Below are 26,823 nucleotides of genomic sequence, written 5' to 3'. Positions count from 1 at the left end.
CTCAACGAAGTACTGGAAGCGATTCAAATCACGCCTTGATTCCGAGCCGCTCAAGGTCTGCTTGAAGTGTCTTGGCATCGGTGAACAGCACTGCTTGCCAGCCGGCCGCTTTGGCGCCGTCGACATTCTTCTGGCTGTCGTCGATGAACAGCGTCGCGGACGGTTCGAGCTCGAACGCGGCGACGTGATGGTCGTAGATGTCGCGATCCGGCTTGATCTTGCCGATCTCACCCGAAATGGTGACACCGCGCGGACGATTGAGAAAATCGAAGCGTTTGCGCGCTTCGGCCAGCGTATCGGCGGCGAAGTTGGTCAGCATGGTGACATCGTGGCCGCTGTCGATCAGGCCGACCATGATGGCGACGCTGTCGTCATAGGCATGCGGCACCATGTCGTGCCAGTGGCGGCGAAAATTGCGGATGTTATCCGCGTGATCCGGGTGGTCCGCGATCAGCAGCGTTTCCGCCTCTTCCCATGTCCGGCCGCGGTCCTGCTCGATGTTCCAGTCATGCGTGCAGACATTGTCGAAGAACCACTTTCTCTCCTCGGCATCGGGAATAAGCCGGCTGAACGGGATGTTCGGGTCGTAGTGGATCAGCACTTTGCCGATGTCGAACACGATGTGGCGGATTTCAGTCATGGGGCCTCTCTGCACTGTTCGGTGACGGCTTTTTCGTCGCGCCGGGTATCGCAGCCTCGATTGCCTTTTTCATGACAGTGGGCAGCGCTTCACCCGAAATGTCCGATGGCAGCGACCAGAAATGCCCGGCGGGCGTCTCGCCGGTGCTTCGGGCGAGGAAGATTTCGAGCTCGAGCGCAAAATGGGTGAAGACATGCGCGATCCGGCCGGCTTGTCGCCAGTCGCCGGGAAAGGGTGCGGCCGCCGCTGTGGTCGCGCCGTCCAGCCGCGCCGTCCAGCCGGTCGTCGGCACCTCGGTCATGCCGCCGAGCAGCCCTTTGTCGGCGCGTTTGCGCAGAAGAATGGCACCGTCGCTTCGCACGGCGACGAAGGCTGCGCCGCGCCGCAGCGGTTTGTCGGCCTTGGGCAGGCGCACGGGATATTGTTCAGGATCGCCTGAAACGACCGCGCTGCAGCCCTCGCGCAGCGGGCAAAGCATGCAGCGCGGTCGGCGCGGGGTACAGATCGTGGCGCCGAGGTCCATCATCGCCTGGGCGAAATCGCCGGGCCTCGTCGTGGGAACCATGCGCTCGACACGGGCGCGAATGTCGGCCTTGGCTTCGCTGAGCGGCGTGGCAATGGAGAACAGGCGGGTCACGACACGTTCGACATTGCCATCGACGACGGCAGCCGGCCGGTCGAAAGCGATCGCCGCGATCGCCGCCGAAGTATAGGCGCCGATGCCCGGCAATTCCTTCAAGCCGGCTTCCGTATCCGGAAACCGGCCGTCGCGCCCGGCCACCAGATCGGCGCAGGCCTTGAGGTTGCGGGCACGGGAATAGTAGCCGAGCCCTGCCCAGGCTTTCATCACGTCCTCGACGGGCGCCGCCGCCAGCGCCGCGACATCAGGCCATTTCTCGACAAAGGCGCGAAAATAGGCCTTCACGGCTTCAACCGTGGTCTGCTGCAGCATGACCTCCGACAGCCAGATCCGGTAAGGATCGGGCCGCACGCCACGGGCATTGTCGCGCGGGGTCACGCGCCACGGCAACTCGCGATGATGCACGTCGTACCATGCGAGCAGGCGGGATGCGGTATCGCCAGCTTTGCTGCTGTCCCCGGACGCAGCTCTGCTGCTGTCACTAGACGCAGCTTTGCTGCTGTCACTAGACGCAGCTTTGCTGCTGCTGTCCTCTGATATGGCCTTGCGGGTCTGCTCGTGCGGTGCCATTGATCTCGTATCGGCCTCGGCCGGGAAGAGTGGAGGTGGTGGCTGGAGAACGCACATGGCAGGGAAAAGGCCCTTCGGCAATCCCGTTCCGGTGAGCGATCTCGCCACCGCGATCCTCGACCCGGTGCTGCGCAAGCGGGCGGGCATTTCGGTCAGCCTGGTCCAGTCGTGGGAAGAGATTGCCGGTTCGCGCCTGGCCGGCCATTCGCGCCCTGAAAAGATCCAGTGGCCTCGGCGGCTGCACGAAGACGACCCGTTCGAGCCGGCCGTGCTGGTGATCGCCTGCGAGGGCATGGCGGCGCTCCATCTGCAGCATGAGGCCGGCGAGATCATCAATCGCGTCAATGCATTTCTCGGCTTCACGGCCATCGGCCGCATCAGGATAGTGCAGAAGCCGGTTCTAAGTGAAAAGGCGCGGCCGAAACCACCCGTCAGGCCTCTCAATGAGGCGGAAAAATCAAGACTGTCGCACATCGTCGGCAAGATAGAAGACGATGGCCTGCGTGCCTCTCTGGAGCGGCTCGGCGCCACTATTCTGGGACAAAGAAAGTCATAGCACCGTCGCCAATCTCGCGATTTCGTGATTATAAGCTTCAAGTTTCACGATTGGATTGGGGACGGCGATGCCTTAATTCGCGCCAACTCTCGCCTTTTCGTGCCTTTGCGTTGCAAAATCCAACCCCTGTCAGGTGATTCGTATGAACCGTCCTCCGTTCGGCAAAAGCTTGTCCCGCAGAAACCTGCTGTCTTCGCTGGCCGCCATTCCGGTGGTGGCCGTGCTTGCGGCATGCAGCGACTCTGGTGAGGAAGCCAAGGCGGCCGATGTGAAGCCTGCCGCTCCCGCCGCACCCGCGACATCGGCCACGCCGGCCGCCGTCAAGGCGCCGGAGGCTCAAGGCACCGTCGACATGGCCGAACTGCTTAAGCCCGGCGCATTGCCCGACAAGCAACTCGGCAAGGACGACGCCAAGGTCACGATCGTCGAATACGCCTCGATGACCTGCCCGCATTGCGCGCATTTTGCCGAAACCACCTTTCCGGAATTGAAGAAGAAATACATCGATACCGGCAAGGCGCGCTATATTCTGCGCGAATTCCCGTTCGATCCGAGCGCCGAGGCCGGTTTCATGCTGGCGCGCTGCGCCAAGGACAACTACTTCCCGATGGTGGATGTCCTGTTCAAGCAGCAGGCGAACTGGGTGGGCGTGTCCAACACCAAGGATGCGCTGCTGCAAATCTCCAAGCTCGCCGGTTTTACACAGGAGTCCTTCGAAGCCTGCTTGACGGACCAGAAACTTCTGGACGATGTGAGGGCGGTCCAGAAACGCGGCGCCGACGAATTCAAGGTCGACTCGACGCCGACCTTCTTCATCAACGGAAAGACCTACAAAGGGGCGATGTCGATTGAGGAAATGTCGGCCATCATCGACCCTCAGCTCTGACGTCTTGGCGATGCCGAAGCGGCAGCGCTTCGGCATGCGTGGCCTTTGGCCGTGCTGCGCGCCGCCGCAAACCCGCGGCGCGTTTTCGCAAAAGTCGCTTTCAGGGCGGCGTGAATGAAGTTTTCGCGCCTTCGCCTCCTCGGTTTCAAATCCTTCGTCGAACCAGGCGAGTTCGTGATCGAACGCGGCCTGACGGGCATTGTCGGGCCGAATGGCTGCGGCAAGTCTAACCTTGTCGAGGCGCTGCGCTGGGTGATGGGCGAAAGCTCCTACAAGAACATGCGCGCGTCCGGCATGGACGACGTGATCTTTTCCGGCTCGGGCACGCGCCCGGCACGCAATACCGCCGAGGTCACGTTGTTCCTCGACAACAGCGATCGCTCGGCGCCGGCAGCCTTCAACGACGCCGACGAATTGCAGGTCTCGCGCCGCATCGAGCGTGAGGCGGGCTCGCTCTACCGTATCAACGGCAAGGAAGCGCGCGCCAAGGACGTGCAGCTTCTGTTCGCCGACCAGTCGACCGGCGCGCGTTCGCCCTCGATGGTTGGCCAGGGTCGCATCGGCGAGCTGATCCAGGCCAAGCCCCAGGCGCGCCGCGCCCTGCTGGAAGAAGCGGCCGGCATTTCCGGCCTGCATACGCGCCGCCACGAGGCCGAACTCAGGCTCAAGGCCGCCGAGCAGAACCTCGAGCGCCTGGATGACGTCGTTGGCGAGCTGGAAAGCCAGATCGAAAGCCTGAAGCGCCAGGCACGCCAGGCCTCCCGCTTCAAGAACCTGTCGGCCGACATCCGCAAGGCCGAGGCGACGCTGCTCCATCTGCGCTGGACGCTGGCCAAGGCCCAGGAAGGCGAGGCACGTTCGGCGCTGGCCGTCGCCACCGCCCTGGTTGGCGACCGCGCCGCCGCCCAGATGGCGGCCGCCAGGGAGCAAGGTATCGGCGCGCATCGGCTGCCCGATTTGCGTGACGCCGAAGCTGCGGCGGCCGCGGCCTTCCAGCGCCTGTCGATCGCCAGATCGCAGATCGAGGAAGAAGCCGGCCGCATCCGCGCCCGTCAGGCGGAACTCGAGCGCCGGCTCCAGCAGCTCGACGGTGACATCGCCCGCGAGGAGCGCATGGTGCGCGACAATGCGGATATCCTCGAACGCCTGCGCGCCGAGGAAGCAGCGCTCAACTCCGAAAATGCCGGCGCGGCCGAGCGTGAAGCAACCACCCGCGCCGCCTTCGAACAGGCAGCCGCGACGCTCTCGCAGAGCGAAGCCAGGCTTGCAGCACTTACCGCCGAGCGGGCCGAGGCCGCCGCTTCGCGCAATCAGGTCGAGCGGACGCTGCGCGAGACCGCCGAGCGTCGGGACCGTTTCGCCCGCCAACTCGCCGATGTCGACCGCGAATTGTCGGAAATACTCTCCAAAGTCGCGGGCCTGCCCGACCCGGCCGAGAAGCGACTTCTGGTCGAGGACGCGCTGGCGCGGCTCGAAGAGAGCGAGGCCGGCGCGATTGCCGCCGAACAGGCGGTCGCCGAGGCGCGCGCCGCCGAAAATGCCGCCCGCCCGCCATTACAGGACGCCAGGGCCGAACTGGCGCGCATCGAAACCGAAGCCCGCACGCTGGCCAAGATCCTGAACGCAGCCAGCGGCGATCTCTTCCCGTCCGTGCTGGAACAGATCAGCGTCGAGCGCGGCTATGAGACGGCCTTGGGCGCCGCCCTCGGCGAGGACCTTGACGTGCCGCTCGACCGCAGCGCCCCGGTGCATTGGGGCGAGAGCGCGATCCAGGCCGATGACGCCGCGCTTCCCGAAGGCATCAAGAGCCTGGCCAGCGTGGTACGTGCCCCGGCGCAGCTTGCCCGCCGGCTGGCGCAGATCGGCATTGTCGAAGCCGCCGACGGCCGCCGCCTGCAAGGGCTGCTCGCGCCCGGCCAGAGGCTGGTCAGCCCTGAGGGCGCGCTGTGGCGGTGGGACGGGCTGACCGCCAGCGCCGACGCGCCGACCGCGGCCGCGCAACGCCTGGCGCAAAAGAACCGGCTGGCCGAGCTCGATGCCGAAGCGGTGCAGGCGACGCTTGTGCTGCGCGAGGCCGAGGCGGTGCTCGCACAGGCCGAACAGTCGCTTCGCGAGGCCAGCGAGGCCGAGCGCGCCGCGCGTCAGGCCGGACGCGACGCCCAGCACGGGCTGGACGCCGCCCGCAACGCGCTGGCCGAAGCCGAAAAGGCCGGCGGCGAGTTGGCGAGCCGGCGCGCCGCCCTGGACGAGGCCCGCGCCCGTATTGTCGACAGTCATGAAGAAACTTCGGCCGCCTTTGCTGAGGCGGAAATGCTGCTGCAGGACGCGCCCGATCTCGGCGACCTGCAGATACAGCTCGAGCAATCCTCGGCCAATGTCGCCCGCGACCGCGCCACGCTCGCCGATGCGCGTGCCGTCCATGAAGGGTTGCGGCGGGAGGCCGAGGCGCGGTCGCGCCGGCTCGATGCGATCGGCGCCGAGCGCAGCAACTGGCTGGAGCGCGCCGAGAACGCTTCGACGCAGATCGCCTCGCTGGGCGAACGCAAGGCAGAGGCCGAGGCCGAACGCGAGAGATTGGCCGACGCACCCGACGAGATCGATGCCAAGCGGCGCGCCTTGCTGTCACAGCTCACCGAGGCCGAGACCTTGCGCAAGGCGGCGGCCGACCGTCTGCAGGAAGCGGAGAACAGGCAGGCCGAACTGGACAAGGCGGCCACCAGCGCCATCCAGTCGCTGGCCGAGGCGCGCGAGACCCGTGTCCGCGCCGAGGAGCGCTTGACCGCGGCCGACGAGCGCCGGCTGGAGGTCGAGGCGCGCATCCAGGAGACGCTGAACACGCCGCCACATCTGGTCATCCGCCATACCGGGCTGGAGGCCGACGATCCGATGCCCGAAATGGCCGAGATCGAGCGCCAGCTCGACAGGCTGAAGATCGAGCGCGAGCGGCTCGGCGCCGTCAATTTGCGCGCCGAGGAGGAGCAGAAGGAGCTTTCGGACCGGCTGGAGACCATCGTCTCGGAGCGCGAGGACATCATCGAGGCGATCCGCAAGCTCAGGCAAGCGATCCAGAGCCTCAACCGCGAAGGCCGCGAGCGGCTTCTCGCCGCTTTCGACGTGGTCAACGGTCATTTCCAGCGGCTATTCTCGCATCTCTTCGGCGGCGGCACGGCGGAATTGCAGCTGATCGAATCCGAGGATCCGCTCGAGGCAGGACTTGAAATCCTTGCCCGTCCGCCCGGCAAGAAGCCGCAGACCATGACGCTGCTGTCCGGTGGCGAGCAGGCGCTGACGGCGATGTCGCTGATCTTCGCCGTGTTCCTCACCAACCCGGCGCCGATCTGCGTGCTCGACGAAGTCGATGCGCCGCTCGACGATCACAATGTCGAACGCTTCTGCAATCTGATGGACGAGATGGCCAAGACCACCGAGACGCGCTTCGTCATCATCACCCATAATCCCATCACCATGGCGCGCATGGACCGGCTGTTCGGGGTGACCATGGCCGAGCAGGGCGTCAGCCAGCTCGTTTCGGTCGATCTGCAGGCAGCCGAAGCCATGCGCGAGGCAAGCTGACTTCACCTTCAACGTGCCGTGCTGAAGCCTGATTTTGAGCGTTGTCTTTCGCGGTAAGGCAGTCGGTTCGGCTTCTTCTCACCTTGCGCGTTGCACGATCCAGGTCGCCCAGATCGCGGCCAGCAGACCGCATGCAATGCCAATGCAATCGGCAACCCAGTCGAGCACGTCGAAATCGCGGCCTATCGCCGTGGTGCCCTGGAGAACTTCTATGGCAGCGCCGACAAAGGCGAGGAAGACGATCAGCGCCGGCTTGTGCCGCGGCCAGCCGAGGCTGCCCAGGAAAGCCAGCACGGCGAATGCGCTGGCGTGATTGAGCTTGTCATAATGGAAGCCGATATCGATTCCGAATTGCTTGAGGCGATGTGCCGGCAGCAGCGCGAGAACGAGGACGGCCAGGAGCGTGACGACAAAGGCAATCCGCTCGGCGACGGAATAGATTCTCATTCTGCTCCAACAACATGTCTCCGGTATAAACCGTAACCTATGTGTCCGGAACGGACCTTGCGCGCTTGGCTGGGGCGCCAGGATTCGAACCTGGGAATGTCGGTACCAAAAACCGATGCCTTACCACTTGGCGACGCCCCAGCAGCTGACATGCGTCGACTGCGCGCGGCCTTATAGGCTGTGCCGGTGGAAAGCTCAATGCCTGGAGATTGCGACTTTCCTGCTGATCCACCACTCTATTGGCGACGGTCGCCTCATGCGCCGGTCGCGCCGCCTATTCTCCCCACACCGCCATCTCGTTTCCAGCCGGGTCGGCAAAGTGGAACCGCCTGCCGCCCGGAAACGAAAAGATCGGTTTGATGATCGTGCCGCCGGCATTCTCGACGGCTGCCAGCGTCTCTTCCAGATCCTGGGAGTAGAGCACCGGCAACGGCTTGGCGGTGGCGTCGCCGCTGTCGGCCTGGAAACCGCCGTCCAGTCCCTCGCTAAAGGCCGAATAAGTCGGTCCATAGTCGGTGAACGACCAGGCGAAGGCGGCGCTGTAGAAGGCTTTCACACTGTCCAGCGTCGCGCCGGTTGCCGGCAGTTCCAGATAGTCGAGTTTTCCGGTGAGCTTCATGATGCACCTCTTCGTTCCCTGTATGTTCTAGTCTTGGACCGTTGCACTGGCAAGTCCTTTTGCCGCAGCTTTTGCTTAATCGATTGTAGCGGCCAAACGGCTTTGCCGACGCCTTGCCTTTCGCATTGCAGCATCATATCCGTCCAAAGTCGGGATATGGCGGGGCTTTCTGTTTCGTCAATCTTTCCAATCTCCTGCAACCGGAGAGCAAAGCATGACCAAGTGGGTTTTCACCTTTGGCGATGGTGCGGCCGAAGGCCGGGCTGGCGACAAGAATCTGTTGGGCGGCAAGGGTGCCAATCTGGCCGAGATGTGTAGCCTTGGCCTGCCGGTGCCGCCGGGCTTCACCATCACGTCGGAGGTCTGCAACGCCTACTATGCCAACGGCCGCGCCTATCCGGCAGGGCTTGAAGCGGACGTCGCCGTGGCGCTGGACCATATCGGCCGGCTCACCGGCCGCCGTTTCGGCGATCCGTCGAAACTGCTGCTTGTGTCGGTGCGCTCCGGCGCCCGCGCCTCGATGCCTGGCATGATGGACACCGTGCTCAATCTCGGCCTCAACGACGAAACCGTCGAGGCGCTGGCCGCCGATTCCGGCGATGCGCGCTTTGCCTATGACAGCTACCGGCGCTTCATCCAGATGTATTCCGATGTCGTCATGGGGCTCGACCACGAGGTGTTCGAGGAGATCCTCGAGGATCAGAAGGCCAGCCTCGGCCATGAACTCGACACGGAACTGACAGCTATCGAGTGGCAAGGCGTCATCGCGCTCTACAAGGCCAAGGTCGAAGAGGAGCTCGGCAGGCCGTTCCCGCAGGATCCGCACGAACAGCTCTGGGGGGCGATCGGTGCCGTGTTCTCGAGTTGGATGAACAACCGCGCCATCACTTACAGGCGCCTGCACGATATTCCCGAAAGCTGGGGCACGGCGGTCAATGTCCAGGCCATGGTGTTCGGCAACATGGGTGAAACTTCGGCCACCGGGGTCGCCTTCACTCGCAATCCGTCGACCGGCGAAAAGCAGCTCTATGGCGAGTTCCTGGTGAATGCGCAGGGTGAGGACGTCGTCGCCGGCATCCGCACGCCGCAGAACATCACCGAGGCGGCCCGCATCGCCGCCGGCTCCGACAAGCCGTCATTGCAGAAACTGATGCCGGACGCCTTCCAGTCCTTCGTCACCATCTCGGACAGGCTGGAAAAGCACTACCGCGACATGCAGGACCTCGAATTCACCATCGAGCGCGGCAAATTGTGGATGTTGCAGACGAGGTCCGGCAAGCGCACCGCCAAGGCGGCGCTCAGGATCGCCGTCGAGATGGCCAGGGACGGCTTGATCTCGAAAGAGGAAGCGGTCGCCCGCATCGATCCCGCCTCGCTCGACCAGCTCCTGCACCCCACCATCGATCCGAAGGCCGCACGCGACGTCATCGGTGTCGGCCTGCCGGCGTCTCCAGGCGCCGCTACCGGCGAGATCGTCTTTTCCTCCGCGGACGCCGAGGATCTCAAGGCGCAAGGGCGCAAGGCTATTCTGGTGCGTGTGGAGACCAGCCCCGAGGACATCCACGGCATGCATGCGGCGGAAGGCATCCTGACCACGCGCGGCGGCATGACCAGCCATGCTGCCGTCGTGGCGCGCGGCATGGGCAAGCCGTGCGTTTCGGGCGCCGGTTCGCTGCGCGTCGACTATAAGGCAGCTACGCTGATGTCGATGGGGCAGACCTTCCGCAAGGGCGACATCATCACCATCGACGGCGGCAACGGGCAGGTGCTCAAGGGCGCCGTAGCGATGCTCCAGCCCGAGCTTTCCGGCGATTTCGCCGCCATCATGGAATGGGCGGATGCGGTGCGGCGCATGAAAGTGCGCACCAACGCCGAAACCCCGCTCGATGCGCGCATGGCGCGCTCCTTCGGTGCCGAAGGCATCGGCTTGTGCCGCACCGAACACATGTTCTTCGATGGCGCCCGCATTATCGCCATGCGCGAGATGATCCTGGCCGACACCGAAAAGGACCGGCGCGCCGCGCTTGCCAAGCTGCTGCCGATGCAGCGAGCGGATTTCCTGGAGCTGTTCGAGATCATGGCCGGTCTGCCGGTGACCATCCGCCTGCTCGATCCGCCGTTGCACGAATTCCTGCCCAAGACCGAGGCCGAGATAGCCGAAGTCGCGGCGGCGATGAATGTTGCGCCGGACAAGCTCAGGCAGCGCACCGAGGCGCTGCACGAATTCAACCCGATGCTCGGCCATCGCGGCTGCCGGCTTGCTGTGTCCTATCCCGAGATCGCCGAGATGCAGGCGCGCGCCATTTTCGAAGCCGCCGTCGAGGCTGGCCGCAAGGCCGGCGCGCTGGTGGTACCCGAGATCATGGTGCCGCTGGTCGGGCTTGTGAAGGAACTCGACTACGTCAAGGCGCGCATCGATGCGGTGGCCAAGAGCGTCATGGACGAGAGCGGCGTCAAGATCGACTACCTGACTGGAACCATGATCGAGCTCCCCCGCGCGGCGATCCGCGCCCATGTCATCGCTGAATCGGCCGAGTTCTTCTCTTTCGGCACCAACGACCTGACCCAGACGACATTCGGCATCTCGCGCGACGACGCGGCCTCGTTCCTGGAGACCTATCGCCAGAAAGGCATCATCGAACAGGATCCGTTCGTATCGCTGGACATCCATGGCGTCGGCGAACTGGTGCGCATGGCCGCCGAGAAGGGCAGGGCGACACGGCCAGGGATCAAGCTCGGCATTTGTGGTGAGCATGGCGGCGATCCGGCCTCGATCCGCTTCTGCGAGGAGGTCGGACTGGACTATGTGTCCTGTTCGCCCTATCGCGTGCCGATCGCCAGGTTGGCGGCCGCGCAGGCGGCCGTTCAGGTGGCAAAGGCGGGCCGCGGCTGAGCGCCTGCCGCCGATCGGAACGAGGAACTGCCGCAAGACGGTGAGATTGTCGCGTCTGGTGCTTTTCTGCTATCCAGCTCCCGATTTTCGCCTTCATGCGGGTCTTGGGATGCCTGCGTTAAACGCCCGATTGGAATTGGATTTGATGCGCCTGCTGCAAAAAAATCTCTGCATTGTCGTCATGTCTTTGGCCGTGGTGTCCAGCGGCCATGCCGCATCCCTGATCGAACCGATCCTGCACATCAAGCGCGATACAGGCGGAGCCGGGCGCGTTGCCTTGACCCTCGATGCCTGCGGCGGACGGACCGACAACCGCATCCTCTCGGCGCTGGTGGAAAACAGGATACCTGCGACCATCTTCGTCACCGGCATCTGGCTGAAGCGGAACGCCGCCGCCGTCGAGATCATGCGGGCGCATCCCGACCTGTTCGAACTGGAAAACCACGGCGGCCATCACATCCCGGCCGTCGACACGCCGCAGAAGATCTATGGCATACGCAGCGCCGGCAGTCCGGAAGCGGTTCTGGCCGAGGTCGAGTCGGGCGCCGTCGCCTTGGCCGGGACTGGCGAGCCGGCGCCGAAATGGTTTCGTGGCGCGACCGCGGAGTATAGTCCGTCGGCGATCGCCATGATCCGCAAGCTGGGCTTCAAGATCGCCGGCTTCTCGATCAATGGCGACGGCGGTTCGCTGCTCGGCGCCAGGGAAACCACAAGGCGCATAGAAGCGGCCAAGGATGGCGACGTCATCATCGCCCATATCAACCAGCCGACCCATGCCGCCGGGGAGGGCGTCGTGCAGGGCCTGCTGGCGCTCAAGCAGAAGGGTCTGACCTTCGTGCGGCTCGACGATGCCGAAGGCTTCGGCAATAACGGCACCACCGACTGACCGGCAGGACGGCAGGTCCGGCCTCCTCGTTCGTCCGTTCAGCCTGGCTTGGCTTCGATGCTGACCTTGCTTGCGTAGAACGCGCCGTGGTTGCGGATTTCAGCCATTTCGTCGAAAGGCTGCTCATAGGCCCACATCGCATCCTTGCCTGCCTCGCCGGCAGGCAGCACGCTCCAGTAGCTTGCGTCGCCCTTGTAGGGACAATGGGTGGAGGATTGCGTGCCGCTCAGCTTGTTGAAATCGATGTCTGCGAACGGGATGTAAAAGGCGGCCGGATAGGGCGCTTCCGTCAGCACCTTGGCGTTCGTCGAGGAGGCGATAACAGTGTCGCCTGCACGCACGGTGACGGTGCCCTTATACGGTTCGACGGTGATGACCTTATCGGGATTGCGCTGGAAGCCGGGTGCCGGGTTGGCGATCTTGTCCATGCTGTTTCTCCTCGTCTCAACTTTAAGTGTGTCGACGAGGTGGTTTGCGCAAGGGCGACTGTCGCCGGCAATCCGCAATCGGTCTCCAGCCGTAGGCGCTACCGACGGCATTTTTAGCGAAGACCTTGTCCGGCGAGGCTCAGGCGGCGGTTCTGAACGCGTCCATCAACCCGGCATAGGCGGCCGCGATACCGGCCACGGGATTGCTGCTCCTGGATGCGGTCTCGACTTTCAAGTGGCCGCCGCCGGTCGGCAGAGTGAGCAGCAGGAATTGACGATTGCCGCCATCGCCCACGGACGCCGCGGCGACGTGCTCGCCTTCCCCTTCGCTCTGAACGCACATCTTGAACAGCAGCGTGCCGCCGACCGCTTCGAGCGCACCGCCGACAACTTCAACAAATTCATCTTCGGAAACAGTCTTTGTGTCCGGCACCAGATCGCCCAGGCTTTCGGCAAGCGTACTTTCCAGTGCCTTATCGTCGAGCTGCGTGTCCATGCGAACCTCTTTCAGTCGCCAATCGCACCCCTTTGCCCATTAACGAAACTTAATGCCGACGATGGCCGGATTGTGGCGGATTCTCCTCTCGGTCGAGTAATTTAGACTTCTCTGATATAATGGATTTCAAGGCCGCCGGTCCTATGACATGAGCGCCAGGCATTCGGACCTCCAAGAAAAGACACGACTCGATCGCTTGCCTGCGCGACCGGCATTCGGATTTCGTTCGCCACCGGCGGTGGCTGGACAATCCACCGGTTCGCTTCACAATGGCAACAAAAGCGAGGAGCGTAAGGGAGGAACGAATGCTGGGGCTGATGCAGGAATGGCCGCTTCTTTGCCATAAGCTTATCGACAACGCAGAGCGGCAGCATGGCGCGCGAGAGATCGTATCGCGCTCGATCGAAGGTCCGATCGTGCGCACAACCTACGCCAGCATCCATCGTCGCGCCCTGAAGGTCTCCCAGCGCCTGGAGCGTGACGGCTATCGGCTGGGCGACCGCATTGCGACGCTGGCCTGGAACACGGCGCGCCACATCGAGGCCTGGTATGGCATCATGGGCATCGGCGCGATCTATCACACGCTCAACCCGCGGCTGTTTCCCGAGCAGATCGTCTGGATCATGAACCATGCCGAAGACAAGGCGGTCTTTGTCGACCTGACTTTCCTCCCTTTGCTCGAGAAGATCGCCGGCGCGGTCAAGTCCCTGAAACAGGTGATCGTGCTGGCCGACAGGGCGCATCTGCCGCAGACCATGCTGCCCAACGTCGTCGCCTACGAGGAATGGCTCGACGAGGCCGATGGCGATTTCGCCTGGAAGAGCTTCGACGAAGGCACCGCCGCCGGCATGTGCTATACGTCTGGAACCACTGGCGATCCAAAGGGCGTCGTCTACAGTCACCGCTCGAATGTCCTGCACGCCATGATCGCCGCCATGCCCGACGCGATGGGCCTGTCTTCGCGCGACACGATCCTGCCGGTGGTTCCGATGTTCCACGCCAATGCCTGGGGCCTTGGCCAGAGCGCACCGATGATCGGCGCCAAGCTTGTCATGCCGGGCTGCAAGATGGACGGCGCCTCCATCTATGAATTGCTCGACACCGAGAAAGTAACCTTCAGTGCCGCCGTGCCGACCGTGTGGATGATGCTGCTGCAATATCTGGAGGAGACCGGCAGGAAGCTGCCCTACCTCAACAAGGTTGTCATCGGCGGCTCGTCATGCCCACGCATCATCACCAAGAAATTCCAGGACAATTACGATGTCCAGGTCGTCCACGCCTGGGGCATGACCGAAATGTCGCCGCTCGGCACACTGTGCACGCTGAAGCCGGACTATGCAGGACTTAAGGGTGACGCCCGGCTCGATGTCCAGGGCAAGCAGGGTTACCCGCCCTTCGGCGTCGAGATGAAGGTGACGGACGACGACGGCAACGCGCTGCCTTGGGACGGCAAGACATTCGGGCGGCTGAAGGTGCGCGGCCCCGCGGTGGCCAGCGCCTACTACGGCGGCGCCGGCTCGGAGCAGTTCGACGAGGACGGCTGGTTCGATACCGGGGATGTCGCCCACATCGACGCTGGCGGCTATATGCAGATCACCGATCGCGCCAAGGACGTCATCAAGTCCGGCGGCGAATGGATTTCGACCATCGACCTGGAGAATCTGGCCGTCGGCCATCCCGATGTCGCCGAGGCAGCCGCCATTGGCGTCCCTCATTCGAAATGGGGCGAGCGGCCTTTGCTGGTGGTTGTCCGCAAGCCGGGCAAGGAACCGACCAAAACCGATATCCTTGGTTTTCTCGACGGTAAGGTGGCCAAATGGTGGATGCCCGACGACGTCGCTTTCGTCGGCGAAATTCCGCACACCGCCACCGGCAAGATCCAGAAGATCACCTTGCGCCAGCAATTCAGGGACTACCGCTTGCCGACGGATTGACGCGATATTGCGTGTCTCGGCCTGATGCGGTCGTAAAAGGACAGTGCAGCGCCGTGCACCTTTCCGGCAGGGCACGATAGCATTTCCAACTGGCGCACGATCCTCCTCGAAAATCGATTCCGATTTTGGTGGCCATGCGCTAAGTCTTCTTCGGCTTGGGATGACGCAGAGAAACATGGTCAGCATTTCCGAACGGCAAACGTCGAAGGCTGCCGGATGGTCGCGGCGCACCGCTGCTTTTTCGGCGGTGCTTTTGCTGACCGTGTTCGTCGGCCATTATTTCAACCTCGTTGAAACGCCGGTGTTCCTGTGGGTGTTGGCTATCGTCGCGCTGTTGGGGGCGCTGGCGCTGCTGTTCGCCGGATTTGCCTTCTCGAGGGTGTGGAATTTTGGCGACTATGGCGGCCGCGACATCACGGTCGGCGTCTTGCTGGCAGTGCTGGTGCTGACCCCCTATGGCATCGCCGCCTATTGGGCGACAATCTTTCCGCCGCTCAGGGATATTTCGACCGATTTCGACGAACCGCCGGCACTCGACGTCACCGGTCGCACGAAGGACATGAACGTGCTCTCGCCGCCGACGCCCGGCGAGCAGCGGTTGCAGACCGACAGCTATCCGCTTGTCACCGCGCGCAGCTACGACCTGCCGTTCGAGACCGTCGTCACTGCCGTTGAAACCGTGCTCGACCGCCGCAATTGGGATCTTACCGGACCCTATCCCGAACTCGCCGGGCAAAGCGACGTGACGATTACCGCTGTCGCCAGGAGCTTCGTGTTGGGCCTCCCCGCAGATGTGGCAATTCGCATCACGGACGACGGGGATACGGTTCTCGTCGACATGCGGTCGGCTTCCCGCTACGGCCGCTACGACCTCGGCGACAACGCTGCGCGCATCACCGACTTTCTGGCGGAGTTGGACCAGGAAGTCGCCGGCCAGGTCGGCGCGGCTCCGGCCGAATAGATGCTCGGGCCTAAGGGGCTGGCCTAAAAATGCCGTCTATGGCCGGCGCGGCGTCTGTCGCGACCAGGCCGCGCGCCACCAGATCCTCCAGATGGGCAAGCACCGACAACCCGGCGGCGCCATGCAGCCGCGGGTCGGTATCCCTGTAGATCGCCTTGACCATGTCTGCGATCGTGCGGTCGCCCGCGCGGATCCGCTCCAATATGGCCCGTTCGCGCATTTTGCGATGGGTCTTCAATCCGCGCATGAAGCCTCGCGGTGCCGTCACCGGCCCGCCGTGGCCGGGCAGCAGCAGGCGGTCGCCGCGTTCGATCAGCCGGTCCAGCGAGGCCATGTAGTCCGCCATCGCCCCGTCCGGCGGCGCGACGATGGAGGTCGCCCACGCCATGACGTGGTCGGCCGAAAACAGGATGCCGGTGCCCTCCAGCGCGAATGCCGCGTGGTTGGCGGTATGGCCGGGGGTCAGGACCGTGCGGATTGCCCAGCCGTCGCCGGCGACCAGCGCGCCGTCCGGCAGCGCGAGATCGGGAACGAAAGCGGTATCGGCGCTGGCATCGAGCGCGTTGATCTCGCCAATATGCAATGGCCTTGCCGGCCGGTGCGGCCCTTCCGCCATCACCTGGGCTCCGGTCTCCTGCTTCAGCCGTGCCGCCAGCGGGGAATGGTCGCGATGCGTGTGGCTGACGAAGATGTGGCTGACCGGCCTGCCGGCGATGACGTCGAGCAAGGTGCGAAGGTGAGCTTCGTCATCCGGCCCCGGATCGATCACTGCCAGCGTATCGCGTCCGACGATGTAGCTGTTGGTGCCGTGAAAGGTGAAGGGACTTGGATTTCGGGCCGTGACGCGCTGCACGTCGGGCGCGACGCTGACGCCCCCGCCGTAGCAGGGATCGAAGCTGGTATCGAATTCGAGGGCCATGACGGTGTCGATGCCTGTTGCGGGAATGGCAAAACCGATTGCCGCATAGCACGCAAGCCAATATAGGAAAACGCAAGACCGCGATCATCGGATGGCGGCACTCGGATGGGGAAGACCATGGCAACTGCAACGACGATGCGCCCGCTTGTTTCTCTGGCTCTGCCGCAAGATGGCGCGGCGCGGCTGGCAACGCAGTTTTTCCTGGCGATAGCCGGGACATTGCTCCTGACCCTGTCGGCCAAGACCAAGGTGGTTCTGGGGCCAGTCGATATTTCGATGCAGACGCTCGCCGTCCTGCTGATCGGGGCCGCTTTCGGCCTGCGGCTCGGCGTCGCCACCCTGCTGCTCTATATGGCCGAGGGCGCGATGGGCTTCCCGGTCTTCCAGAGCACGCCGGAAAAGGGAATCGGCATTGCCTACATGCTCGGCTCGACCGGCGGCTATCTCGCCGGCTTCGTGGTCATGGCGGCGATCGCCGGCTGGGCCGCCGATCGCGGCTGGGATCGCCATCCGATCAAGCTTTTCAACGCGATGCTGGTTGCCGAGTTCGTCATGATGGCCATGGGCTTTGCCTGGCTGGCGATGCTCATCGGTCCGGAAAAATCCTGGCAGTTCGGCGTCGTGCCGTTCATCGTCGGTGATCTGATCAAGGTTGCTCTGGCCGCAAGCCTGGTGCCCGCCGTCTGGTCGCTGCTGAAGCGCAACTGAGAGGCAACTCGGCCTGAGCGGAGGTCAGAGGTCTATTCTGGGGACGGGCGGTTCTGATGAAGGTCCTGGTCACCGGCGCTGCCGGCTTCATAGGTTACCACGTCGCCAGGCGGCTGCTCGAACGCGGCGACGAGGTCGTCGGTATAGACAGCATCAACGACTACTATGATCCGCAGATCAAGCAGGCGCGGCTGCGGCTTTTGGCCGAAGCCAGCCGCAACACCAATGCGGGCTACCATTTCATCCACGGTAATCTCGCAGAGCGAAACGTGGTGGACGGCTGCTTTGCCGATCACGCCTTCGACAGGGTGATCCATCTCGCCGCCCAGGCCGGCGTCCGCTACAGCCTTGAAAACCCGCACGCCTATGTCGAGAGCAACATTATCGCCTACGCCAACATGCTGGAGGCCTGCCGCAACAGCCGTGTCGGCCACCTGACCTATGCCAGCACGTCGAGCGTCTACGGCGCCAATACCGACATGCCGTTTTCCGAGCATCGCCCGGCCGACCATCCGCTGCAGTTCTACGCCGCAACCAAGCGCGCCAACGAGTTGATGGCGCACAGCTACAGCCACCTGTTCGGGCTGCCGACGACCGGCTTGCGTTTCTTCACCGTGTACGGCCCTTGGGGTCGTCCCGACATGGCGCTGTTCCTGTTCACCAGGAACATCCTGGCCGGCGAGCCGATCAAGCTGTTCAACAACGGCAATCACACACGCGACTTCACCTATGTCGAAGATATCGCCGAAGGCGTGATCCGCGCCAGCGACAGCCCCGCCGCGGCTAACCCCGCCTGGGATTCCGATAATCCGGATCCTGCGACGAGCAGCGCGCCTTGGCGCATTTTCAACATCGGCAACAACAACCCGGTGAAGCTGACCGCCTATGTCGAGGCGCTTGAAAACGCGCTTGGCCGCAAGGCCATCGTGGAACTCTTGCCGCTGCAGGCCGGCGACGTGCCTAACACTTTTGCCGATACTACGGCGCTGCAAGCGGCGGTCGGCTATCGCCCCGGCACGTCCGTGACGGAGGGCGTCGGCCGGTTCGTTGAATGGTACCTGGCGTATTTTGGGCGGGGATAGGGCATCACGCCTTTGCGCGCCCCCTGGGTGCAATTTTTGACTAGGCGGCGGAGCGCTCTCGCGGCAAATTGTGGAGATGTGTAATCTCTACAACATCACCACGTCGCAAGAGGCCATTCGCCAATGGACTCGGACTTTACGAGACATCTTGGGCAACCTTGAGCCGTCTATTGACATCTATCCCAACCGGCCGGGCCCTGTCGTCCGCAATGCGGCGGACGGCGAGCGCGAGCTTGCTAATCTTTTATGGGGCATGCCGACACCCGTTGAGCGAATGAAGGGCAAGGCCGACTACGGCACCACCAATATACGCAATCCACAGTACGGCCATTGGCAGCAGTACGTTGGCGTCGAGAACCGTTGTGTGGTCCCCGTGACGAGCTTTGCGGAGCCTAGCCCGACATCCGGCGACAAGGACCCCGAGACGGGAATCCAGCGAAACTATTGGTTCGCGCTCAATGAGGACCGCCCTCTGTTCTTCTTTGCCGGGCTCTGGACGCGTTGGCATGGGGTGCGCAAGGTCAAGGATGGGCCCGCCGATTTTGAGCTTTACGGTTTCATGACGACTGCGCCCAACGCCATCATCAAACCAATACACGCAAAGGCCATGCCGGTCATTTTGACCACACAAGAGGAAACAGAGACTTGGCTTACCGCGCCTTGGTCGCAAGCCAAACGGCTACAGCGCACCGCGCCGGACGATGCATTGGTGATTGTGGAAAAGCCAGCTACGCAGGTCAAGTTCCCTCAGCAGGCACCGCCAGCTCAGGGCTCGTTATTCTAGGTCGGACTTAGTTATCTTTCCAGATCACGCGCCGTACCATGCGGACCTCAATTAGCCGCCTAACACGTATCTTCATGCCCTCCGACGCGCTAGGCAGCAAGATATCGACGTCAAGATCGCGACGTTTGCACCGCTCGCAACGCATATGCCGGTCAATTTCCCAAAATGGGATGTCTCCGACGAGCTTGGCGAGATCTCCCGGCAGATAATGGCGGGTGATGTTGCAATTAATGCAACGGATACGGATTAGTTGTCCCACCTCATGCGCTCGGCACAGGGTCTGCACAAGGCGGCGTGGTCGTCTGCTCTGTTCTGGCATGCAAAAAAATAAGAAGATATTCCTCACGGAGTCAATTCGGGCTTGACAATTTTGTTCCCTTTTTGTTCACTAGGACGCAACACCCTTTGGAGCAGTCCCATGGACCATATGGTATCGCTGGATAGTCGCCAAGAAGCCGCCCTCCAGGCAATCGCCGACAAATTCATTGCCCAACACAAAGGCGACCCGGTAAAGGCGCTTAAAGAAATGATCGTTCTAAATGGTCATCTGCAGGATCGGCTTGACACGCTCACGACACCACACCGCGCAAGACGCTAGGGGACGTGCGACGGCACAACGTCTGAACATTGCCGAGCCACTTTTACGTCGCCTGGATCACCGCGGAACGAGAACAATGTCAACGGGCCTAATTGCAGCCGAAAGCACCACAAGAACCGCTGAAGGCGTTCCCATCGGAGTCGGTGCCAGAATAGAAGGTCGAGTTGCCAATCCGCTGTTGCTGCATATGCCAGGCGCCCCCGTCAGCGGCCGTTCCATTTGTGATAGTGGTGTTGCCGAACGTGTTGCTGTTTTGAGACCAAGTCGACCCCGTGTTTGCGTTGTAGCCGGTCATGTTGGTGGTATTGCCGTAGTGCTGAATGTTATAAGAATTGCCGTTTTCATCGGTGCATGTCTTGAAAGCATGGCTTCCGAAACAAGCGGCCTGCAATGAAGTAGGCGCAATGGCCAACACCATTGCCATGAGCAATCTTTTCATTCCACCCTCCCAATTGTACGATGACATTGCCACATCGAAGAATGGATGTCGAAAAGTTTCGACAGCGGAGCATGTTGCGCCTGACTCCCTGATTTCAGTAAATCTTGGCGCGATTAGCCGGAGTAGATTGCCACGTCCCGGCGCATCTCAGCAGCTTCTCTGACGCTGATCCAGCGCTTGTTATCTGCGATTAACCGATGGATGAACCGGTGACAGCAGGCGCACAGCAGAGACATGTCCGAAAGGCGGGTTTTCTGCTCTCCCTCGGCCGCGGCGAGGGGGACAGTGTGATGCCCCTCAAAGAAGCTGTCTGTCGATCTGGGAGAACCTATACCAAAGCTGAAACTACACACTTCGCACTTAAGTCCCGATGATTTCCGTGCCTCAATTAACTTCTTGCGTAACCGCTTGTCTCGCTGTCGATGCCGTGCGGTCAATACCTTGCCCTCTGGAAACTCTAAGTCGTCATCGCCATCGACTTCCGCTGTCGGTTCCTCCCAAAGAGCTACCCGAATAGCCGTTGCCAGTTTGGCCAGTTCGTTCTTTCGGCCGTTCGGGAACTCGGCCACGATTGCGGTGTCAGTCTTTGAAAAGCTCAGCCCTCGATTTGGATCAATTGCAGAGAGCAAATTTTGCATCTTCAATGCGACGCCATCCACATTGCGAAAATTCTCTTTCCGCCCCGCTGCGGGATAGATATGCGCTCTACGCAGAAGGGTAGACAATTCCAATGTGTCAACATGCTGCCGGTCGAGCGGCTTGCCGTGACGATAGAGCAAATCCAAGGCTAGTAGGGACTCGTCGCGCGTCCATTTCGGATTCCCAGAACCTTTCGTTACCGGCATGACAATCGGACTCTCTAGTTGGTTGGCTTACAATTATGATGGTGCACCTGAAGACTCAAAGCATAAGATCGTCACTATTCTGTTTGCGACGCTTTCATCCAAACGCTCTCGCCACTTTTAATTGAGCTGGAGCCTGTGTGTTTGGCGGCGAAGCGAGCCCGTATGTTAGGAATATCGTAACCTTTCCCCAATGCTAATTTAATATCTATAGGAGACTGTAATTCGCGTAGGTAGGGGCGCGGCGATGAACAAATTATTCTTTGGGGACAATCTTCACGTTCTTCGCGAGAGAATTAAGCCGGAATCTGTTGATCTCGTCTATCTCGACCCGCCGTTCAATTCGAATGCGAACTATAATGTGCTTTTTCGGGAGGATAGTGGTGCTCCGACCGAAGCGCAAGCTGAAGCGTTCAGGGATACTTGGGAGTGGGGCGAGCAAGCAGCTGAAGCATACGAAGACGTTATGCGTGCGTCTGGTGATGTGGCTCTGGCTCTAAGAGGAATGCGAGCCTGGATAGGCCAAAATGCAATGATGGCCTACTTGGCTATGATGGCAGTGCGGCTCCTAGAGTTACGCGATGTCCTGAAGCCCACTGGATCACTCTATTTGCATTGTGATCCTAACGCCAGCCACTACTTGAAAATCATCCTAGATGCGTTGTTTGGTCCTTCGAGTTTCCGGACCGAGATAAGTTGGAGGCGCCAGTCGGCACACAACGATGCCAAACAAGGGCGCAAACAATACGGAAACGTACGAGACACAATACTATTCTATACAAAATCTGACAAGTGGAAATGGAATACCCAGTATACTCCCTATGATCCGGAGTACGTCCGTGATTTCTATAAGTACAGAGAGCCAGGAACAGGCCGAGCATATCGGTTGAGCGATCTTACTGGGCCTGGCGGGGCCGCCAAAGGCAATCCATTCTATGAAGTGCTGGGGATTAAGAGGCACTGGAGGTTCAGCCGAGAGAAGATGGACCTACTAATTTCTCAAGGGCGGGTCGTTCAGACCAAACCTGGCACCGTCCCAGCACAGAAGCGCTATCTTGACGAAATGCCCGGAGTAGCCCTTCAGAACGATTGGTCAGATATAAGGGCGGCCTCTGGCAAGGAGGCGTTGGGATACCCAACACAAAAACCCTTGAGCCTCCTCGAGCGCATCATTCAGGCATCCTCAGATCCTGGCGACGTTGTGCTTGATCCCTTCTGTGGTTGCGGAACCACGGTAGAAGCGGCGGAACGGATCGGGCGCCAGTGGATCGGCATTGATGTAACGCACTATGCAATAACTCTCATCGAAGCTCGATTGAAGGCAAATCATCCCAAAGTATCATTCTCAGTGCATGGTCGGCCGGTTGATCTCGCGAGCGCACGTGACCTCGCTCGGCGGGACAAGCATCAGTTCCAATGGTGGGCGGCGTGGCGTGTCGGTGCGCAAACCTATCGGGAAGAAAAGCGAGGGGCGGATCGCGGTATTGATGGAAACATACTTTACAAAAATGGCCCGTACGGTGACGGTCGCATCATCGTATCAGTTAAAGGCGGCGAGCACGTTGGCGCGCAAATGGTGCGCGATCTACGCGGCGTGATTGAGCGAGAAGAAGCAGAGATGGGCATTCTCGTCTCTCTTGCTGAAGCAACTCAACCAATGATCCGCGAAGCGGCAGACGCTGGTTTTGTGATGCGCTCTGCTCATGGTCGACTGCCTAGAATCCAGATCGCGACAATCGCTGACATGCTTTCTGGACGTATGCCAAAACTCCCACCGCTGCCCATCCCTGAAAGGAAACTGACGGCTTCCGTTCGGCGGAAGGACAAGGATCAGCTAGAGTTGCTGCTACCATTCGATGGCGAAAAGGTCATCCCGACCAAAGGGGTATTTGTCGATCCGCGGTTTGTGACATTGACTGGGTAGTTGTGAGTCTTCCAAAACAATGAGCGTCGAGGAGAGCGGCAGAGCGCTGCTCCGCCTTGTAGTTGCTTTCTCCTTACGATTGGCTAACCCTCGAAGTCGTTCATGACCTCGAATTGGCACTTGAGGGCGGCATACCGGTCGTTTTGTTAATGATTGTGTATGCCATATTGCTTTTCGCCTCGTCGGTCCGGATTCGCCGGGAGCCGTTACAGAAGGCTGCATTTCTGTCGGTGTCGTTTTTGCTCGTTCACTCTCTTGTCGACTATCCCTTGCGAACCGCAGCACTCGCGATGACGTTTGCCTATTTGAATGCGATCGTCTTTCACAAGGGTTTTGCCGAGCGGCTGAACCAAAGGCGCGAGATGGGCGAGATAGGCCATCACGATGAAGACGATCTGCTTGTCCCGGCCAGGACCTCGGGCCCGGCAAGGCAAGGGCGGTTGGCGGGGGCCGGGGACACTCGCTCGGCCCCTTCGTCGGGCACCAGATTGACAAGCCACGGCATGAAACCTAAGCACGGGCGGCTTGTGTCAGGGGAGGGGACTTAGGCATGTCAAGGAGAGTTTCTTGAAAGGAATTATCCTTGCTGGGGGCAGTGGAACGCGCCTTTATCCGCTAACGTTGGCGGTCTCCAAGCAAATCCTCCCGGTATACGACAAACCGATGATCTATTACCCGCTGAGCGTTTTGATGCTTGCGGGGATTCGAGAGATTCTGGTCATATCCACGCCGCGGGACCTGCCGGTTTTCCGCGAGCTGTTGGGCGATGGATCGGAATTCGGGCTTGAGTTGTCCTACGCCGAGCAGCCGCAGCCCAACGGGCTTGCGGAAGCGTTCATTATCGGCCGCGATTTCATCGGCGCGGACAGCGTTTCGATGATACTGGGCGACAACATCTATTTTGGCGACGGATTGTCCAAGCTTTGCCGCACCGCGGCATCGCGCGAAAGCGGCGCTTCGGTGTTCGCCTACCATGTCGAGGATCCGGAGCGCTATGGCGTGGTGTCCTTCGACAAGACCACTGGAACCGCGCTCACGATTGAGGAAAAACCACAGAAGCCGAAATCCAACTGGGCCGTCACCGGCCTTTATTTCTACGACAACCAGGTTGTCGATATCGCCTCAAGGATTCGGCCCTCGGCTCGAGGCGAGCTCGAAATCACGGCGGTCAACAATGCCTACCTCGAGCGTGGCCAGTTGCAGGTGCATAGGTTGGGGCGCGGTTATGCCTGGCTCGATACCGGCACTCATGACAGCCTGGACGATGCTTCTTCGTTCGTGCGTACAATCGAACGTCGCCAAGGCATCAAGGTCGCCTGTCCGGAGGAAATCGCCTTCGAACAGGGCTGGCTGCGGGCTGACGAAGTGTTGCAGCGCGCAACCCGATTGGGAAAAAATGAATATGCCGCCTATCTGCGCCGCCGGGTGGTCGAGTTGTCGGAGGACTAGATGCTGGAGGTGAGACCCCTTGGCATCGAAGGTCTGCTCGAAATCATTCCGAAGCGGCACGGCGATGCCCGTGGCTACTTCACCGAAACCTGGAACGCCGCACGCTTCGCCGAGGCCGGCCTCGAACTCGCCTTCGTCCAGGACAATCACTCCTATTCCGCCGCGGCCGGTGTCGTCAGGGGGCTGCACTATCAGTTGCCGCCACGCGCCCAGGACAAGCTGCTGCGCGTTGTCAGAGGCAGTGTCCTTGATGTCGCGGTCGATATCCGCCGCTCCTTGCCGACATTCGGAAAATGGGTTGCCCTCGAGGTCTCGGCCGAGAAGGGCAACCAGATCCTGGTGCCCAAGGGCTTCGCCCACGGCTTCATGACGCTCGTGCCCGATACCGAGGTGCTGTACAAGGTGACCGACACCTATTCGCCCGAACACGACCGCTCGATCCGTTTCGATGATCCGGCCATCGGCATCGAATGGCCGCCGCCGGCCGGCGGGTTTCAGCTTTCTGACAAGGACCTCAAGGCGCCGCTGCTCGCCGCCGCCGAGGTGTTTGCCTGATGAACATTGCCAGATGCGCGGGGATAGCGGCATGAATTTTCTGGTGACGGGCGGGGCCGGCTTCATCGGTTCGGCGGTGTGCCGGCATCTGTGCGCCAACCCGGCCTACCGGGTGACCAATCTCGACAAGCTGACCTATGCCGGCAATCTGGCCTCGCTGCGGCCGATCGAAAATGCACGAAATTACAGCTTCGCCCAGGCCGACATCTGCGACGAGCGGGCGGTGCTCGACATATTGCGCCGCGGCGATATCGACATCGTCATGAACCTCGCCGCCGAGAGCCATGTCGACCGCTCGATCGATGGGCCGGGCGCCTTCATCGAGACCAACATCGTCGGCACCTACCGGATCCTCAATGCAGCGCTGGAATACTGGCGCGGCCTTTCCGACGACAGGAAGGGCCGTTTCCGCTTCCATCACGTCTCGACCGACGAGGTGTTCGGTGACCTGCCCTTCGATGGCGGCATGTTCGTGGAAGAGACGCCTTACGCGCCGTCCTCGCCCTATTCCGCCTCCAAGGCGGCCTCCGACCATCTGGTGCGCGCCTGGCACGAGACCTATGGCCTGCCGGTGGTGCTGTCCAATTGTTCGAACAATTACGGGCCCTACCATTTTCCCGAAAAGCTGATCCCGCTGGTCATCCTCAACGCGCTCGACGAGAAGCCGCTGCCGGTCTACGGCGCCGGCGCCAATGTGCGTGACTGGCTGTTCGTCGAGGACCATGCGCGCGCGCTGGAACTGATCGCCACCAAGGGGCAGCCGGGCGAGAGCTACAATGTCGGCGGCAATTCGGAACGCACCAATCTGGGTGTCGTCGAGACGATCTGCGATCTGCTCGACGCCAGGCGCCCCCGGGCCGCCGGCAAAAGCTATCGCGACCTGATCTCTTTCGTCACCGACCGTCCCGGCCATGATCGCCGCTACGCCATCGACGCGTCCAAGATCGGCCGCGAGCTCGGCTGGACGCCGAGGGAGAATTTCGACAGCGGCCTGGCAAGGACGGTCGACTGGTACCTGGACAACAAATGGTGGTGGGGACCGATCCGCGAACAGCGCTATGCCGGCGAAAGACTGGGCGAAGCGCGCAAGGAGGCGGTGTGAGGCTCGTTGTCACCGGACGCGAGGGCCAGGTTGCGGCAAGCCTTCTGGAGGCTGGGCGCGAAGACGTCAAGGTCATCGCCATCGGCCGGCCGCAACTCGACCTCGCGCGGCGCGGGACTGTGATCGAGGCCATCACCGCCGCTAAGCCCGATATCGTCGTGTCGGCCGCCGCCTACACGGCGGTGGACCAGGCCGAGGACGAACCCGAGCTCGCCTTTGCGGTGAACGCCGCCGGCGCCGGCGAGGTGGCGCAGGCGGCGGCTCGGCTCGGCGTGCCCGTCATCCATCTGTCGACCGACTATGTCTTCGACGGCACCAAGGACGGTCCCTATCTGGAAACCGACGCGACCGCGCCGATTGGCGTCTACGGCGCCTCCAAGCTTGCCGGCGAACAGGCGGTGGCATCAGCCAATTTGCGCCACCTGATCTTGCGCACGGCGTGGGTCTACAGCCCGTTCGGCAAGAATTTCGCCAAAACCATGCTGAGGCTGGCCAGCGACCGCGACGAGATACCGGTTGTGGCCGACCAATGGGGAAATCCCACTTCCGCGCTTGATATCGCTGACGCGATCCTGCATGCGGCAGCACGGCTGCACCGCAACGAGGATTTCGCCGCGTGGGGCATCTATCATCTGGCCGGCACGGGCGAGACCAACTGGAGCGGCTTCGCCCGCCATATCCTGGACATAAGCGGTGGGCTCGGTGGCCCCTCCGCGCGGGTGCGCGATATTGCTGCGACGGACTATCCGACCAAGGCGCGCCGCCCCGTCAATTCCCGGCTGTCGAGCGCGAAGTTTGCCTCCGTGTTTGGATGGAGTGCGCCGGTACTGCAGAAATCGGCGCGAGAGGTGGTCCGTCGTCTCCTGAGCAGGTGACCTGACGGGGATTTGAC

The 26,823-nt window shown here is 61.8% G+C and carries 26 protein-coding genes and 1 tRNA gene; 17 read left to right on the top strand and 10 right to left on the bottom strand.

Annotated elements, in window-relative coordinates:
* Positions 1-28 precede the first annotated feature (28 nt).
* Positions 29-640 carry an HAD family phosphatase gene (locus FJ946_RS03205; protein ID WP_140558189.1) on the bottom strand — a complete coding sequence of 204 codons (612 nt, stop codon included), beginning with the start codon at positions 638-640 and terminating at the stop codon, positions 29-31.
* Complete coding sequence (mutY, locus tag FJ946_RS03200; protein WP_224680328.1) at positions 633-1,907, bottom strand: A/G-specific adenine glycosylase; 1,275 nt, start codon at positions 1,905-1,907, stop codon at positions 633-635. The genes FJ946_RS03205 and mutY overlap by 8 nt, the downstream gene beginning before the upstream one ends.
* Here mutY and FJ946_RS03195 point away from each other — a divergent pair.
* The 3 genes from FJ946_RS03195 (at position 1,906) to smc (ending at position 6,865) form a co-directional block, all read left to right on the top strand.
* Complete coding sequence (locus FJ946_RS03195) at positions 1,906-2,406, top strand: DUF721 domain-containing protein (RefSeq protein ID WP_140555929.1); 501 nt, start codon at positions 1,906-1,908, stop codon at positions 2,404-2,406. The genes mutY and FJ946_RS03195 overlap by 2 nt on opposite strands.
* A gap of 142 nt (positions 2,407-2,548) precedes the next feature.
* Positions 2,549-3,292 carry a DsbA family protein gene (locus tag FJ946_RS03190; RefSeq protein ID WP_140494928.1) on the top strand — a complete coding sequence of 248 codons (744 nt, stop codon included), beginning with the start codon at positions 2,549-2,551 and terminating at the stop codon, positions 3,290-3,292.
* 114 nt (positions 3,293-3,406) lie between these two features.
* Positions 3,407-6,865, top strand: coding sequence for a chromosome segregation protein SMC (gene smc, locus FJ946_RS03185; protein ID WP_140555927.1), 3,459 nt, complete (start codon positions 3,407-3,409; stop codon positions 6,863-6,865).
* Positions 6,866-6,943: 78 nt separating this feature from the next.
* Here the strand turns inward: smc and FJ946_RS03180 are convergent, their stop codons facing one another.
* The 3 genes from FJ946_RS03180 to FJ946_RS03170 form a co-directional block, all read right to left on the bottom strand.
* Positions 6,944-7,312 carry a VanZ family protein gene (locus FJ946_RS03180; RefSeq protein WP_140555925.1) on the bottom strand — a complete coding sequence of 123 codons (369 nt, stop codon included), beginning with the start codon at positions 7,310-7,312 and terminating at the stop codon, positions 6,944-6,946.
* A gap of 66 nt (positions 7,313-7,378) precedes the next feature.
* A tRNA-Gln gene (locus tag FJ946_RS03175) sits at positions 7,379-7,453 on the bottom strand.
* A gap of 133 nt (positions 7,454-7,586) precedes the next feature.
* Positions 7,587-7,931 (bottom strand): VOC family protein, encoded by a 345-nt coding sequence (locus FJ946_RS03170; RefSeq protein WP_140494922.1) that lies wholly within the window; start codon positions 7,929-7,931, stop codon positions 7,587-7,589.
* Positions 7,932-8,145: 214 nt separating this feature from the next.
* Here FJ946_RS03170 and ppdK point away from each other — a divergent pair, with 214 nt between their 5' ends.
* Both ppdK and FJ946_RS03160 read left to right on the top strand, forming a co-directional pair.
* The gene (ppdK, locus tag FJ946_RS03165; RefSeq protein ID WP_140564252.1) at positions 8,146-10,824 is read left to right on the top strand and encodes a pyruvate, phosphate dikinase; all 2,679 of its coding nucleotides are present in this window, start codon (positions 8,146-8,148) and stop codon (positions 10,822-10,824) included.
* A gap of 145 nt (positions 10,825-10,969) precedes the next feature.
* Positions 10,970-11,710, top strand: a complete 741-nt coding sequence (locus FJ946_RS03160) for a polysaccharide deacetylase family protein (RefSeq protein WP_140564251.1) — start codon at positions 10,970-10,972, stop codon at positions 11,708-11,710.
* A gap of 38 nt (positions 11,711-11,748) precedes the next feature.
* Here the strand turns inward: FJ946_RS03160 and FJ946_RS03155 are convergent, their stop codons facing one another.
* Together FJ946_RS03155 and FJ946_RS03150 are read right to left on the bottom strand one after the other, a co-directional pair.
* On the bottom strand, positions 11,749-12,138 hold the full coding sequence (locus FJ946_RS03155) for a DUF427 domain-containing protein (protein ID WP_140520795.1): 390 nt from the start codon (positions 12,136-12,138) through the stop codon (positions 11,749-11,751).
* Positions 12,139-12,277: 139 nt separating this feature from the next.
* Positions 12,278-12,634 (bottom strand): hypothetical protein, encoded by a 357-nt coding sequence (locus FJ946_RS03150; RefSeq protein ID WP_140551013.1) that lies wholly within the window; start codon positions 12,632-12,634, stop codon positions 12,278-12,280.
* Between the two features lie 305 nt (positions 12,635-12,939).
* On the opposite strand from FJ946_RS03150, the gene FJ946_RS03145 reads away from it, so the two are divergent.
* Both FJ946_RS03145 and FJ946_RS03140 read left to right on the top strand, forming a co-directional pair.
* A complete protein-coding gene (locus FJ946_RS03145; RefSeq protein ID WP_140564250.1) occupies positions 12,940-14,568 on the top strand; it encodes a fatty-acid--CoA ligase in 1,629 nt (542 codons plus the stop codon).
* 175 nt (positions 14,569-14,743) lie between these two features.
* The gene (locus FJ946_RS03140) at positions 14,744-15,529 is read left to right on the top strand and encodes a DUF1499 domain-containing protein (RefSeq protein ID WP_140564249.1); all 786 of its coding nucleotides are present in this window, start codon (positions 14,744-14,746) and stop codon (positions 15,527-15,529) included.
* Positions 15,530-15,539: 10 nt separating this feature from the next.
* On the opposite strand, the gene FJ946_RS03135 is transcribed toward FJ946_RS03140, so the two are convergent.
* Positions 15,540-16,448, bottom strand: coding sequence for an MBL fold metallo-hydrolase (locus FJ946_RS03135; RefSeq protein WP_140564248.1), 909 nt, complete (start codon positions 16,446-16,448; stop codon positions 15,540-15,542).
* Between the two features lie 117 nt (positions 16,449-16,565).
* On the opposite strand from FJ946_RS03135, the gene FJ946_RS03130 reads away from it, so the two are divergent.
* The 4 genes from FJ946_RS03130 (at position 16,566) to FJ946_RS03110 (ending at position 19,620) form a co-directional block, all read left to right on the top strand.
* Positions 16,566-17,156 (top strand): biotin transporter BioY, encoded by a 591-nt coding sequence (locus FJ946_RS03130; protein ID WP_140494902.1) that lies wholly within the window; start codon positions 16,566-16,568, stop codon positions 17,154-17,156.
* Between the two features lie 56 nt (positions 17,157-17,212).
* Positions 17,213-18,238, top strand: a complete 1,026-nt coding sequence (locus tag FJ946_RS03125) for an NAD-dependent epimerase (protein WP_140564247.1) — start codon at positions 17,213-17,215, stop codon at positions 18,236-18,238.
* A gap of 76 nt (positions 18,239-18,314) precedes the next feature.
* Positions 18,315-19,022 (top strand): SOS response-associated peptidase, encoded by a 708-nt coding sequence (locus FJ946_RS03120; protein ID WP_140564246.1) that lies wholly within the window; start codon positions 18,315-18,317, stop codon positions 19,020-19,022.
* Positions 19,023-19,440: 418 nt separating this feature from the next.
* Positions 19,441-19,620, top strand: a complete 180-nt coding sequence (locus FJ946_RS03110; RefSeq protein ID WP_140564245.1) for a hypothetical protein — start codon at positions 19,441-19,443, stop codon at positions 19,618-19,620.
* Positions 19,621-19,708: 88 nt separating this feature from the next.
* On the opposite strand, the gene FJ946_RS03105 is transcribed toward FJ946_RS03110, so the two are convergent.
* Both FJ946_RS03105 and FJ946_RS03100 read right to left on the bottom strand, forming a co-directional pair.
* Positions 19,709-20,059 carry a hypothetical protein gene (locus FJ946_RS03105; RefSeq protein ID WP_140564244.1) on the bottom strand — a complete coding sequence of 117 codons (351 nt, stop codon included), beginning with the start codon at positions 20,057-20,059 and terminating at the stop codon, positions 19,709-19,711.
* 113 nt (positions 20,060-20,172) lie between these two features.
* The gene (locus FJ946_RS03100; RefSeq protein ID WP_181173417.1) at positions 20,173-20,844 is read right to left on the bottom strand and encodes an HNH endonuclease; all 672 of its coding nucleotides are present in this window, start codon (positions 20,842-20,844) and stop codon (positions 20,173-20,175) included.
* A gap of 304 nt (positions 20,845-21,148) precedes the next feature.
* On the opposite strand from FJ946_RS03100, the gene FJ946_RS03095 reads away from it, so the two are divergent.
* The 6 genes from FJ946_RS03095 to rfbD all read left to right on the top strand — a co-directional run bounded on the left by FJ946_RS03095 (position 21,149) and on the right by rfbD (position 26,806).
* The gene (locus FJ946_RS03095) at positions 21,149-22,825 is read left to right on the top strand and encodes a DNA methyltransferase (RefSeq protein ID WP_140564242.1); all 1,677 of its coding nucleotides are present in this window, start codon (positions 21,149-21,151) and stop codon (positions 22,823-22,825) included.
* A gap of 113 nt (positions 22,826-22,938) precedes the next feature.
* On the top strand, positions 22,939-23,373 hold the full coding sequence (locus FJ946_RS31015; protein WP_246673044.1) for a hypothetical protein: 435 nt from the start codon (positions 22,939-22,941) through the stop codon (positions 23,371-23,373).
* Positions 23,374-23,392: 19 nt separating this feature from the next.
* Positions 23,393-24,274 (top strand): glucose-1-phosphate thymidylyltransferase RfbA, encoded by an 882-nt coding sequence (gene rfbA / locus FJ946_RS03085; protein ID WP_140514965.1) that lies wholly within the window; start codon positions 23,393-23,395, stop codon positions 24,272-24,274.
* Complete coding sequence (gene rfbC, locus FJ946_RS03080) at positions 24,275-24,829, top strand: dTDP-4-dehydrorhamnose 3,5-epimerase (RefSeq protein WP_140564241.1); 555 nt, start codon at positions 24,275-24,277, stop codon at positions 24,827-24,829. It abuts the gene before it with no gap.
* Positions 24,830-24,860: 31 nt separating this feature from the next.
* Positions 24,861-25,931 carry a dTDP-glucose 4,6-dehydratase gene (rfbB, locus tag FJ946_RS03075; protein ID WP_140564240.1) on the top strand — a complete coding sequence of 357 codons (1,071 nt, stop codon included), beginning with the start codon at positions 24,861-24,863 and terminating at the stop codon, positions 25,929-25,931.
* On the top strand, positions 25,928-26,806 hold the full coding sequence (rfbD, locus tag FJ946_RS03070; RefSeq protein ID WP_140564239.1) for a dTDP-4-dehydrorhamnose reductase: 879 nt from the start codon (positions 25,928-25,930) through the stop codon (positions 26,804-26,806). The genes rfbB and rfbD overlap by 4 nt, the downstream gene beginning before the upstream one ends.
* Positions 26,807-26,823 lie beyond the last annotated feature (17 nt).

Source organism: Mesorhizobium sp. B2-4-7 (genome assembly GCF_006442685.1).
Lineage (GTDB): Bacteria > Pseudomonadota > Alphaproteobacteria > Rhizobiales > Rhizobiaceae > Mesorhizobium.
The sequence above is the reverse complement of the archived record's forward strand: the minus strand, read 5'-3'. Positions and strand labels throughout refer to the sequence as shown.